This is a genomic window from Lentzea sp. NPDC004789, from assembly GCF_053601075.1.
Genome location: NZ_JBSGBE010000028.1, coordinates 23,350 through 35,966, shown reverse-complemented (window position 1 = coordinate 35,966; position 12,617 = coordinate 23,350). Strand labels below are relative to the sequence as shown.

General features: G+C 69.6%; 8 protein-coding genes. 6 read left to right on the top strand and 2 right to left on the bottom strand.

Features of this window, described 5'->3' with window-relative positions; all coding sequences use genetic code 11:
• Positions 1-52: 52 nt before the first annotated feature.
• Positions 53-1,522: a polysaccharide deacetylase family protein gene (locus tag ACWEIJ_RS40860; RefSeq protein WP_449842662.1), complete on the bottom strand. Its 1,470-nt coding sequence runs from the start codon at positions 1,520-1,522 to the stop codon at positions 53-55.
• A gap of 178 nt (positions 1,523-1,700) precedes the next feature.
• On the opposite strand from ACWEIJ_RS40860, the gene ACWEIJ_RS40855 reads away from it, so the two are divergent.
• The 6 genes from ACWEIJ_RS40855 to ACWEIJ_RS40830 all read left to right on the top strand — a co-directional run bounded on the left by ACWEIJ_RS40855 (position 1,701) and on the right by ACWEIJ_RS40830 (position 11,352).
• Positions 1,701-2,117, top strand: coding sequence for a YbaB/EbfC family nucleoid-associated protein (locus tag ACWEIJ_RS40855; RefSeq protein ID WP_449842661.1), 417 nt, complete (start codon positions 1,701-1,703; stop codon positions 2,115-2,117).
• Complete coding sequence (locus tag ACWEIJ_RS40850; RefSeq protein ID WP_449842660.1) at positions 2,114-2,431, top strand: type VII secretion target; 318 nt, start codon at positions 2,114-2,116, stop codon at positions 2,429-2,431. The genes ACWEIJ_RS40855 and ACWEIJ_RS40850 overlap by 4 nt, the downstream gene beginning before the upstream one ends.
• Positions 2,428-6,834: an RHS repeat-associated core domain-containing protein gene (locus ACWEIJ_RS40845; protein WP_449842659.1), complete on the top strand. Its 4,407-nt coding sequence runs from the start codon at positions 2,428-2,430 to the stop codon at positions 6,832-6,834. Before ACWEIJ_RS40850 ends, ACWEIJ_RS40845 begins: the two co-directional genes overlap by 4 nt.
• A gap of 68 nt (positions 6,835-6,902) precedes the next feature.
• On the top strand, positions 6,903-7,412 hold the full coding sequence (locus ACWEIJ_RS40840) for a hypothetical protein (RefSeq protein WP_449842658.1): 510 nt from the start codon (positions 6,903-6,905) through the stop codon (positions 7,410-7,412).
• A gap of 164 nt (positions 7,413-7,576) precedes the next feature.
• The gene (locus ACWEIJ_RS40835) at positions 7,577-9,907 is read left to right on the top strand and encodes an alpha-L-fucosidase (protein ID WP_449842657.1); all 2,331 of its coding nucleotides are present in this window, start codon (positions 7,577-7,579) and stop codon (positions 9,905-9,907) included.
• A gap of 20 nt (positions 9,908-9,927) precedes the next feature.
• Positions 9,928-11,352 carry an RICIN domain-containing protein gene (locus ACWEIJ_RS40830; RefSeq protein ID WP_449842656.1) on the top strand — a complete coding sequence of 475 codons (1,425 nt, stop codon included), beginning with the start codon at positions 9,928-9,930 and terminating at the stop codon, positions 11,350-11,352.
• 55 nt (positions 11,353-11,407) lie between these two features.
• On the opposite strand, the gene ACWEIJ_RS40825 is transcribed toward ACWEIJ_RS40830, so the two are convergent.
• Entirely contained in the window at positions 11,408-12,499 is a 1,092-nt protein-coding gene (locus ACWEIJ_RS40825) for an RICIN domain-containing protein (protein WP_449842655.1), read from the bottom strand.
• Positions 12,500-12,617 lie beyond the last annotated feature (118 nt).

Sequence of the window (12,617 nt, the reverse complement as noted above, 5' to 3'; positions counted from 1 at the left end):
TCTACGCATTTCGGTCAGAACGAAAACACGTCCGTCCTTTGAGGACGGTTGCTCAACCGCGGCCGAACGCCCTGGAATTGGCGTCGTACGAGGTACCACCGGTCAGCTGCGTGTCACCGAACAGCTGGGAGACCGTGACGAACCGGTAGCCGCGCTCCTGCAGCCCGGCCAGGACCGCCGGCACGGCGTCGACCGTGGTCTGGTGGATGTCGTGCATCAGCACGACGTCACCGGGCTTGGTCCGGTCCAGCACGGCCTTGGTCACGACCGCGCTGTCGCGGTTCTTCCAGTCCTCGGTGTCGACGCTCCACAGGATCAGCGGCCTGCCCGCGGCGGCGCGGACCGTGTCGTTGAGGGCGCCGTAGGGAGGCCGGACGAGCGCGGGCTTGGCACCGGTCGCCTTCTGCACGGCCTGGTCGGTGCGGTCGAACTGCTCGCGGACGTCCTTGTCCGACAGCTTGGTCAGGCTGGGATGCGACCAGCTGTGGTTGCCGATCTCGTGCCCGGCCGCGGCCGCCCGGTGAACCAGGTCGGCGTTGTAGACGGCGTTCTGCCCGACGACGAAGAACGTGGCGTGGGCGTTGTACTTCTCCAGGGTCGTCAGCAGCTGTTCGGTGTACGGGCCGGGGCCGTCGTCGAACGTCAGCGCGACGCACTTGACCTGAAGGCAGTCGACCGGCTGGGCGGTGGGCGGGGCGGCCGTCGTGGTCGGCACGGGCGGCGCGACCGGCACACCGGGGAGGTCGAGCCGTTGCCCCGGCTGGACGGCTTCGCGCTGTGCCCGGCGGCCGAGATCGGACAACAGCGGCGCGGCGTCGGCCGGGGACAGGACTACCTGCTGCCGTCCGGCGGGCACGGCGGCGACCGCGCCCTGGTCGAACTGGGCGACGAGGCCGCCCGACTCGGTGAAGGTGAGGTCGGTGACGGTCGACGCGCGGCGGTCGGGGCCGAGTGCCTCCTTCACCCCGGCGACATCGACGCCCTCGTGCCCGGACAGCCCGTTGACCAGGGCGCTGGTGAACCGGTCGAGGGCGTCGTCGGCGATCAACGCCGTGGCCGGAACGGTTTTGCGGGTGGCACCGTCGAACCAGTAGGACCTCGTGCTGATGCCGTCGCCGGCCGCGACGAAGTCGAAGGTCGTCATCTCGACGCCCACCACGTCGCCGGAGGCCACCAGGAAGTCCGACTCGATGCTGATCTCCGGCGGGGCGTCGCCGCGGGCCTGCGCCTGGCACTGCTCGTCGCTGCCGCCGTTGGCCTGGAAGAACGTGGCGAGGCGCCGGTGCACCGCGTCCCGCAGCGTGGTGGTGAGGTCGTCCGCGCCGGGAACCGCGGGATAGGTGGTCTCCCAGTGACAGTTCTCGTGCTCGCTGTTCTCGCTCACCAGCTGCAGCCCGCCGATCCAGACCGGGGTGACCGTCCTGATCGCGGGAACGGCCGGCACCGGCCGGCCGGGTTCGAGACTCGCCGTGCACCCCGCGAGCGTCGCGGCGAGCGCGAGCACGACGAATCCGTTCCTCATGCTTCGGCATACGTACGCGGCACAAGATCGGTTGCCGCCCGCCTTGGGGGGTTTGACGGAAAGCCGCCCGTTTGTCATGCGCCAAAAGGATGGCGATCAAAAAATTCCTCCCTCGCCGGGGAACGCCCGGCTCAGAGTGTTCGTCGCACCAGCGCTCAATTCGGCGGAGGGGATCGCGATGACTGGTCCGGGATCATCGAGCGCGGGGATCGACGCGTGGGTCGCGCAGGCCAAGGCGAAGGCCGAGCGCTATCAGGAGATGCGCGTGCAGGCGCAGCAGATCTCCGTCACCGATACCGAGGGCCCGGTCACCGTCACGATCGACTCCAGCGGCAACGTCACGGACCTGCGCATCAAGGACCACGACGAGCTGGCGCGAGCCGTCCTGCTGACCATGCGCAGGGCGCAGGCCCGGCTGCCGGAACGGCTCGCCGAGGTGATGGCCGAGACGATCGGCGACGACCGGCAGACGGTCGACACCATCGTCGGCAACTACCGCGCCAAGTTCCCGGAACCGCTCACCGAGGAGAAACCGCCGCCGTCGCGCCCCAGGACCGATGACGACGACGACTTCGGCTCGGTGATGGACCGATGACCGGCTACCAGGTCAGCCCGGCCGAGCTCAGCGGCCACGCCGAGTCCGTGCGGAGGGTCGCCGACACGCTCAGCCAGGCGATGGACGCCGCCACCCAGGTCACCGTGGGAGTGGAGGCCTACGGGTTGATCTGCGGCCCGTTGTTCGTGCCGATCGTGATGGCGGTCAGCGCGCCCGGACTGATCACGCTGAAGGTCGCGCAGGAGGCGGTCGGCAAGATGGCCGACGAGGTCAAGGCCACCGCCGAGCACTACGGCACGGTCGACCAGAACACCGCGAGCAGCTTCACCGCGATCGAGGGGAGACTCTCGTGACGAACCCGTTGCTCGCGCAGAAGCAGGACTCCACCAACTGGCACACCGGCATCAACCTCATCGACGACGCCGCCGGGGTGTACGACGCGGTCGAGTCGGGCAGCTGGATCGAGGGCGGCATCTCCGCGCTCGGCGCCGGCATGGACCTGCTGACCATGGCGATGAACCCGGTCGGCACGCTCATCTCCTACGGCCTGAACTGGTTGATCGAACACGTCAAACCGTTGCAGGACGCGCTGAACCACCTCGCGGGCGACGGTGACCAGATCGCCGCGTACTCGGCGACGTGGGCGAACGTCGCCAAGGCCGTCGAGGGCGCCGGCAAGAGCCTCACCGACGCGGTCGCCAAGGAGACCGCGAACTGGTCGGGGCCGGCCGCCGACGCCTACCGCAAGCACGTCGAGGGCAAGGTCAGCGGCCTGTCCACGATCGTGACGTGCGCCAACGCCATCAGCACGGTCGTGAAGGTCGTCGGCGTCATCACGGGTGTCGTGCGCGGTCTGGTCCGCGACATGGTCACCCAGGCCATCGGCGACTTCATCCAGGACGCGCTGGAGGAGATCTTCTCGCTCGGCCTCGGCACGCCGTTCGTGGTCGCCCAGGTCGTCGAACAGGTCGCGGCGTGGACGGAGAAGATCGGCGCCACGATCAAGAAGCTGATCAACTCGGTCGAGAAGCTGCGGCCGATCATGAGCAAGCTCGAGGAGATCTGGCAGGGCGTCCAGAAGGTCATGAACGCCCTGCACGGCCACGGCGGCGGCGAACCGCACGTGCCGCACGGCGAGGGCGGCGGCACGCACGTCTCCTCGGCCGAACCGCACGCGGGCGGCGGTGGTGCCGGCGGTGAGACGCACGTGTCGGGCGCGGGCGGGGAAACCCACGTCTCCAGCGCGGAACCGCACACCGCCAACGGCGAACACGGCACCACGGGCGAGACCCACGCCTCCTCCGGCGAGGGCGCGCCCGGTGAGCACGGCGACCCGTCCGGCAACGGCAAGCCGCCCGGCGACGACTCGTCCGTGCGCAGCCAGACCGAGGACCCGCGCTCGACCGTGCAGGAGGCGGAGAACCGCACCGGCTGCGGTGACCCGGTCGACGTCGTCACCGGCGACATGTTCCTCACCCAGATCGACGTGACGCTGCCCGCCGAGCTCGGCCTGGTGCTGCAACGCACCCACATCTCGTCCTACCGCGTCGGCAGGCTCTTCGGCCGCTCCTGGGCGTCCACTGTGGACCAGCGACTGGAGGTCGACGCGCAGGGCGTCTGCTACGCGGGCGCCGACGCGATCATGCTCGTCTACCCCGCGCCGGCGCGGGGCGGTGCCGCGGTCCTGCCGGTGGAAGGCCCGCGCTGGCCGTTGACGCTCGACGCCGAGGGGACCTACCGGATCAGCCGCCCGAACGGCCAGATCCTGCACTTCACGCCGTCCGGGGTGGCGGGGCTGGCGCCGCTGCGGGCCATCACCGACCGCAACGACCACCGCATCGACTTCGTCACCGACGCGGACGGGATGCCCACCGAGATCAGGCACTCCGGCGGCTACCGGGTCACCGTCGAGACCGCGCGCGGCCGCGTCACCGGCTACCGGCTCGGCGACATCCAGCTGATGTCGTTCGGCTACAACGACTCCGGCGACCTGACGCACGTCACCAACGCGTCCGGCCGGCCGCACGTGTTCGACTACGACGACGAAGGCCGGATCGTCGGCTGGACCGACCGCAAGGGCACGCAGTACCACTACCACTTCGACCAGCAGGGCCGGGTCGCGTGGGCCGAGGGCACCGGTGGCATCCTCAACGCCCGCTTCCGCTACGAGCCGACGAAGACGACCGTGCTGGACTCGCTGGGCAACGAGTCGGTCTACCACCTCAACGAGCTGAAGCAGATCGTGCGGGTCGTGGACCCGTTGGGGCACAGCGTCACCAGCGAGTGGGACCGCTACGACCACCTGCTCGCCCGCACGGACGCCCTCGGCAACACCACGCGCTACCGCTACGACGACGCCGGGCACGTCATCGAGATCGCCGAACCGACCGGGTCGACGAAACGCATCGCCTACAACGAGTTCGGACTGTCCACTTCGGTCACCGACGGGGTCGCGACCACCAGCTACAGCTACGACGACCGCGGCAACCTCGTCGCCGTCAACGGTCCCGGCGGCTCGACCCGCACGACCTACGACGCGCACGGGCACCTCACGAGCAGGACGGACGCGACCGGCGCGACCAGCCACATCACCACGAACGCCGCCGGTCTGCCGGTCATGATGATCGACCCGCAGGGCAACCGGCACCGCTACGAGCGCGACGTCTTCGGACGGCTCGTCGCCGTCATCGACCCGTTGGAGGGCACGACCCGTTACGGCTGGACCGTCGACGGTCAGCCCGCGTGGCGGATCGGGCCCGACGGCGGCCGGGAGACGTGGCGCTACGACGGCGAGGGCAACCTCGTCGAGCACGTCGACGCGAGCGGCAGGCGCACGACGTTCGAGATCGGCGACTTCGACCTGCCCGCCGCGCGGATCACGGCCGACGGCGCGCGCACGGCGTTCGCCTACGACACCGAACAACGTGTCACGGCCGTCACGAACGCGCAGGGCCGCACGTGGACCTATGAGTACGACGCGGCCGGAAACCTGGTGCGGGAACAGGACTTCCACGGCCGTGCCATGACCTACACCTACGACGCGGCCGGTCGGCTCGTGTCCACCACGAACGGCGCGGGCCAGACCGTCACGGTGTTCTACGACGCCATGGGCCGGCGCGTGCGTCAGCTCAGCGACGACGGTGAGATCACCTACGCCTACGACGCGCAGGGCCAGATCGTCCGCGCGGTGAACGAGGCGGGCGAGCTCACCCTCACCCGCGACCCCGTCGGCCGGGTGCTCACCGAGACGTTCAACGGGCGCGTGCTGGTCAACAACTACGACGCCGCGGGCCGTCGCGTGCGCCGGGTGACGCCGTCCGGTGCCGCCGTGGACTACACCTACGACCCGCTGGGCGCGCTGGCCTCGGTGCGAGCGGGCGCGCACGCGCTGACTTTCGACCGCGACCCGCTCGGCCGCGCGGTCGCGCACCGCCTCGACGCCCGCCCGGTCGTCACCCAGTCCTGGGACGCGGCGGGCCGGCTCGTCGCCCAGGACGCCGCGGGACAACGCAGGCAGCTGCAGTGGCGGCCCGACGGCCAGCTGGTCGCCGACGGCCAGAAGCGCATCGACCTGGACGCCGCGGGCCGCGTCGCCGCGATCCACACGCCGGACAACACCGAACGCTACGTCTACGACCTCGCCGGCAACATCACCGCCGCCGCCTGGCTGCCCGGCGGCGACACCGAGGGTCAGCGCGAGTTCGACCGCGGCCTGCTGCGCGCCGCCGGCCGCACGACCTACACCTACGACGGGCAGGGCCGCGTGAGCGAGGTCCGCCGCCGCACGCTCTCCGGCCAGACCCTGCTGTGGCGCTACACGTGGAACGCCTACGACCAGCTCACCGAAGTGTCCACACCGGACGGACACACCTGGCGGTACCTGTACGACGCGTTCGGCCGCCGGTGCGCCAAGATCTCCGCCGGCGTGCGCGTCGACTTCGCCTGGGACGGCTTCGACCTGGCCGAGCAGCACGTCACCGGTACCGGCGTCACGACGTGGGTGCACGAACCGGGCACGTTCACCCCGCTCGCCCAGCTCGACGGCACCGGCTTCCACGCCGTCGTCACCGACCACATCGGCAGGCCGACCTCGCTGGTCGACACCGGCGGCCGGGTCACCTGGCAGGCCACGTTCTCGGCGTGGGGCGCGCTGCTGGGCTCGCGGTTCACCACGGACTGCCCGCTGCGCTTCCCCGGCCAGTACCACGACGCCGAAACCGGCCTGCACTACAACATCTTCCGCTACTACGACCCGCAGACCGGCCGCTACACCGGCCCCGACCCGCTGGGCCTCACGCCCTCGCCCAACCACTACACCTACGTCGGCAACCCGCTGCTGTTCATCGACCCGTACGGGCTCGCGGTGTGCGGCCGGCAGGGACCGGTGCAGCTGGGCGAGACCGACCTCAGCAGGATGGCCTACGAACACCGCCTGAACGAGGGCGTCGGCTCGCACCAGAACGTCGCGGTGTACGAGTACGACACACCGGCCGGCAAGCAGTACCTGATCCAGGCCAACGACCCCGGTGGTCTGCACTCCGAGCAGATCATGCAGGCCGAGCTGCAGGCCCGCGGCATCCACCCGGACCAGGTCACCCGCATCTACTCCGAGCGCGTGCCGTGCTCGACGCCCGGCCACGACTGCGCGGGCATCGTCGGGCAGTACAAGAACGCCGCGATCACGTGGAGTCTCAGCGGGACGAAGGGCCAGAACTGGTCCGCCATCAACAGGTGGATGACCCAGGGCCACCCCTGACCCGCGCTCGCTCGCCGTCGATGAAGAGCGCCTGGCACGTCCGCGCCCAACCTCTAGGATGCACTGCCGTGGAACCACTTGAGCTGTACGAGCACTCGCTGACCGCACCGCTGGACGACCTGGTCGTGCCGGCGGTGCAGGTCATGCCGCCCGCCTCGGTGAAGACCTGGCAGGTCCCCGACGCCGACCTCGACGCCTACCAGCGCTGGGGCCTGCCGGTCGTCGCGCCGTCGCAGTTCCAGCCGACGTTCGACGCGGTCGTCGAGGACGAGGACCGGACGTACTACCGCGTGGGCACCCTCGCGAACGCCGACGTCGTCACCGCCGCCGGCACCGGCGAGGTCGAGGGCTTCTCCACCCTGGAGACCGCGACCGTGCCCCGCTACTGGGTCAACGGTTCGGGCGCCCTGCTCGTGGAGACGGCGTGGCGCTGGTACGGCGTGAACACCGCCCTGCGCGCCGCCCCGTTCGACGAGGAGACCTACGACCGTCTCGACAGGTTCTTCGCACTCGTGCAGGAGAAGGACCCCACGGTCGCCGAGAACTCGCTGTGGTTCGGGCTCGTCGAAGGCTGGTGAGCACCTGAAACGGATTCACCCCTCCGACCATTAATCGAATTCGACAAGACAACACTGCATTCGCGAACGAACAACATCGCGCAAACTGTTGCTGCATTGCGGAAAAGAATGCGAATCTCTCGCGGCCAACGCCTGATGGACGTTGAGAGATCGGAGTTCTCGGCATGCCCGAAGGCATCAGTCGCCGCAGCCTGATAGCGGGCGCGCTCGTCGTCGCCGCCACCGCCGACCAGGTCCTCACCACCACCTCGGCACAGGCCGCCACCGCCACGCCCGTCCCGCTCCCGCCCCTGCGCATCCCGAAGGTCGACCTGGGGGTCGAGCAGCAGTCCGATGCCAAGGTCCAGTGGCTGCAGGACGCCAAGCTCGGCCTGTTCCTCCACTGGGGACCGTACGCGGGCCCGGCCAAGGGCGAGTGGTACATGCACAACTCGGCCGTGACGCCCGCGAACTACCGCAAGTACGTCACCGACGCCACCAACGAGCAGTTCACCGCGAGCGCCTACAACCCCGGCACCTGGGCACAGCTGGCCAAGGACATGGGCGCGAAGTACACCGTGCTGACCGCGCGCCACCACGACGGGTTCGCGCTGTTCCCGAGCGCGCACCCCAACGCGTGGACCTCGGCGCAGGCACCGCTGAACCGCGACCTGATCAAGGACTACGTGGCCGCCGTGCGGGCCGCCGGGCTCAAGGTCGGTCTCTACTACTCGCCGATCAACTGGCGTTATCCCGGCTACTACGACGTGACCGGCACGAACTGCGCGTCGAACCCCTGGGGCTACACCACCGATCCCGCGCACAAGGAGAACGCGCGGGTCATGAAGAACGAGGTGTACCAGGCGGTCCGGGAGCTGGTCACGCAGTACGGCGTGATCGACGACTTCTGGTGGGACGGCGGCTGGGTCGCCGAGCAGGGCACCGACGCGGACGGCGCGTTCTTCTGGGAGCCCGGCCAGTCGCGCGACACCGCCAACCAGTGGCCGGTCGACGCCGCCTACAGCGAGAACGACCCCGCCACCGGCAAACCGCTCGGCCTGACCGGGCTCGTGCGCGCGCATCAGCCCGACATCGTCACGACCTCGCGCTCCGGCTGGATCGGCGACTACACCAGCGAGGAGGGCGGTTCGGTGCCCACCGGCCCGATCCGCGCGGGCAAGGTCGCCGAGAAGTGCTTCAGCGTCGGCGGGGCGTGGGGCTACACCGGGGACAGCGCGATGTCCTATCGCGACACGATGAACGTCCTGGTCAACGCGTGGGTCCGGAACATGACCTGCCTCGTCAACGTCGGACCCGACCGGACCGGCGTGGTGCCGCCGAGCCAGGCGGGCCTCATGCGCCAGATCGGTGCCTACCTGTCGACCTGCGGCTCGTCGGTCTACGGCACCCGCGGCGGCCCGTGGGAACCGGTCGACGGCCAGTACGGCTTCACCAGCAACGGCACCACGTTCTACGTGCACCTGCTGCCGGGCTACAGCGGCACGAGCTTCACCACCCCGTCGATCGGCGACGCGCAGGTGAGCAGGGTCTTCGACGTCGCCTCCGGCACCGCCCTTTCCTACACGGTGAGCTCCGGCCAGGTGACGGTCACCGGCATCAACCGCACCCGCCACCCCGAGGACAGCGTCGTCGGCGTCACGCTCGACCGGCCCGTGCAGCCGTCCGACATCGCCGCGGGCAGGACCGTCACGGCCAGCAGCGAGGAGAGCGGCAAGGGCAACACGGCGGCGAAGGCGGTCGACTCCTCCACCTCGACCCGGTGGTCCGCGAACGACGGCACCACCGGGCAGTGGCTCAAGGTCGACCTCGGCTCGGCGAAGCCGGTCACCGGCGTGCGGATCGCCTGGGAGCGCGACGCGACCAACTACCGATACCGCGTAGAGGGTTCCGCCGACAACACGACCTGGACGACGCTGTCGGACCGGACCGCCACCACGAGCACCAGCCAGGTCCAGACCGCCGTGTTCAGCGCCCAGGTCCGGTACGTGCGGGTGACGGTGACCGGTCTGCCGTCCGGGAGCTGGGCGTCCATCCGCAACTTCGAGGTCTACGACCGGCCGTTCGCCACGGGCGTCCGCACGGTGAAGCTCGTCAACCGCAACAGCGGCAAGGTGCTCGACATCTACGGCGCCTCCACGGCCGACGGCGCGGTGGCCGTCCAGTGGAGCGACACCGGCGGCACCAACCAGCAGTTCACCGTCACCCCCGACGCGGACGGCTCGTACCGGCTGGCGAGCGTGCGGAGCGGGAGGCTGCTGGAGAGCCCGGCCGGCTCCGCCCAGGGCGCCCAGCTCGTCCAGAGGAGCGACACCGGTGGTGACAACCAGTCGTGGCGGCTGGTCGCGTCCCCGTCCACCGGCTACTTCACCGTCGTCAACGTCCGCACCGGCTGGTGCGCCGACGTCGCGGGCGGCTCCACTGCGGACGGTGCGCAGGTCGTGCAGTGGCCCGCCACCGGTGGCGCGAACCAGGACTGGCAGATCGTCGAGCTGTAGCTCCCCAGGAAGGACCAACGATGTTTCGCAGAACCGCCGCAGTCGCCGGCCTGCTCACCCTGGTGGTGACCGCCGTCCCCGCCTCGGCCGCACCGGTCGTGATCACCAACGCCACGCAGTTCACCGACACCACCGGAGCCGTGGTGCACGCCCATGGCGGCGGTGTGCTGAAAGCCGGCGCCTACTACTACTGGTTCGGCGAGAACCGCAATCCCGACAACAGCTTCAAGGCCGTCTCCGTCTACCGCTCGACCGACCTGAAGACCTGGGAGTTCCGCAACAACGCGCTCAAGCAGTCGAGTGCCGCGGAACTGCAGTCGGCCAACATCGAACGACCCAAGGTCATCTACAACAGCACCACGCACAAGTACGTGATGTGGATGCACAAGGAGAACGCCACCGACTACAACGAGTCCCGCGCCGCGGTCGCCGTCTCCGACACGGTCGACGGCGACTACACGTGGCTGCGCAGCTTCCGGCCGCCGAGCGGCACGACTTCCCGTGACCAGACGCTGTTCACCGACGACGACGGCACCGCGTACCAGATCACCGCCACGGCCGGGAACGCCGACTTGAGCATCTACCGGCTCACCGCGGACTACACCAGCTACGACGCGCTGATCGCGAACCCGTGGCCGGGCGCCTACCGCGAGTCACCGGCGTTGTTCAAGCGCAACGGGGTGTACTTCATGCTGACCTCGGGCACCAGCGGCTGGTACCCGAACCAGCAGCGCTACGCCACGGCCACCAGTCTCGCGGGTCCGTGGACGGCGATGGCGGACGCGGGCAACGACACCACCTACCGCTCGCAGACCGCGTACGTCCTGCCCGTCCAGGGCACGTCGGGCACCTCGTACCTGTACCTTGGCGACCGGTGGGGCAACTCCATGGGCGGCACGGTGAACGACTCGCAGTACGTCTGGCTGCCGATCTCGTTCCCCAAGAACAACACCATGGTCCTGCCGTGGTACCCGCAGCTCTCGATCGACACCGCGGCGGGCACGATCACCGGCGTCGGCGGCGGGCCGTACTACAACCTCGTCGCCCGCCACAGCGGCAAGTGCGTCGACGTCACCAGCAACTCGGCCGCGGACGGCGCGTCCGTCCTGCAGTACACCTGCGGCGGCGGGCTCAACCAGCAGTGGCGGCTGACCGACGCGGGCGGCGGCTACGTCCAGGTCATCGCGCAGCACAGCGGCAAGTGCCTCGACGTGTCCAGCGGGTCGACCGCGGACGGCGCCACCGTCCTGCAGTACCGGTGCGGCGGCGGCACGAACCAGCAGTGGTCGTTCCAGGACCAGGGCAACGGCTACTACCGCCTGGTCGCCCGGCACAGCGGCAAGTGCCTGGACGTGTCGGACGTGTCCACCGCCGACGGCGCCAAGCTGATCCAGTGGACCTGCGGCAGCGGCACCAACCAGCAGTTCACCCGCCGCGCGGCCTGAAAAGGCCGGGGGAGCCTTGTGCGCCAGGGCTTCCCCGGCCTTCAGCCAGGTCAGGTCAGGAGCGCCACTGCTGGTTCGACTGGCCGCCGCACGACCAGAGGATCAGCTGGGTGCCGTTGGCGGTGCCGGCGCCGCTGGCGTCGAGGCACAGGCCGGACTGGGCGCTGGTGATCGTGCCGTTGGCGTTGACGTTCCACTGCTGGTTCGCGCCGCCGGTGCAGTCCCAGATCACCACCTTGGTGCCGTTGGCGGTACCGCCGCCGGAGGCGTCCAGGCACTTGCTGCCGTAGACCACGAACTGCTTGCCGGAGGTGTAGGTCCACTGCTGGTTGGTGCCGCCGTGGCAGTCCCAGAGCTGGAGCTGCGTGCCGTTGGTCGTCGTCGCGCCGGGAACGTCGGTGCACCGGCCGGACGGCACGCCGACGATCTGCCGGCTGCTCACCGGGTCACCGATGCTGCCGGGCACCGAACGCAGTGCGGCGTACCAGGTCGCGGCCATCTTGTCGTAGCCGGTCGCGGTCGGGTGGACGCCGTCGATCAGGTCGGCGGTGGTGAGCGCGGAGTGCATGTCGACCAGGTGCACGCGCTTGCCCGCGTTCACCTTGCTCTGCACCATTCCGGGAATCGTGGCGTTGAACGCGCGGCCGAGGGACTCCTGGCCCTCGTTGGTGATCGGGATGATCGTCGCGACGAACACGTCGGCGTTCGGCACGGTCGCGGTGATGCGGTCGACCAGCGCGGACAGACGTGCGGGCGCGTTCGACACGTCGTGGTTCTGCAGCACGTCGTTGGTGCCGATGTGCAGCAACACCGTGCGGGGGTTGGTGCTGCCGAGCCAGCTGACGATGTTCGCGTCGATCTGGTCGATCCGCCAGCCGGGATGACCCTCGTGGTCGTGGTCGCCCAGCGAGCTGGGGCCGTTGAACTGCGAGCCGACGAAGTCGACCCGGTAGTTCGCGGCTGTGAGCCGTTGCCACAGACCGATGCGGTAGCCGCCCGGCACCTGCGTGCCGTCGGTGATCGAGTCGCCCAGCGGCATGATCCGCGTGCCGCCGTTGGACTCCGCGACCGCCGGTGCGGCGGCGGACAGCGTGGCGGTGAGCACGGCGGCAGCGGAGACGATGAGCCGTCGTAACGTGACCTGCATCAGGTACTCCTGTCAGGTGTGCGCGTCGTTGCGTTAGCGTTAACACTGGCCAATTCGCCGACTGCACGTCAAGAGCATGTCCATTTGAGACAAATGCTGTTAACGCTCACACGAGGAC

Bases quoted from the DNA above. Each gene is read 5' to 3' on its own strand.
- ACWEIJ_RS40825 (WP_449842655.1), bottom strand. From the start codon at position 12,499: ATGCAGGTCACGTTACGACGGCTCATCGTCTCCGCTGCCGCCGTGCTC.
- ACWEIJ_RS40850 (WP_449842660.1), top strand. From the start codon at position 2,114: ATGACCGGCTACCAGGTCAGCCCGGCCGAGCTCAGCGGCCACGCCGAG.
- ACWEIJ_RS40855 (WP_449842661.1), top strand. From the start codon at position 1,701: ATGACTGGTCCGGGATCATCGAGCGCGGGGATCGACGCGTGGGTCGCG.
- ACWEIJ_RS40835 (WP_449842657.1), top strand. From the start codon at position 7,577: ATGCCCGAAGGCATCAGTCGCCGCAGCCTGATAGCGGGCGCGCTCGTC.
- ACWEIJ_RS40830 (WP_449842656.1), top strand. From the start codon at position 9,928: ATGTTTCGCAGAACCGCCGCAGTCGCCGGCCTGCTCACCCTGGTGGTG.
- ACWEIJ_RS40860 (WP_449842662.1), bottom strand. From the start codon at position 1,522: ATGAGGAACGGATTCGTCGTGCTCGCGCTCGCCGCGACGCTCGCGGGG.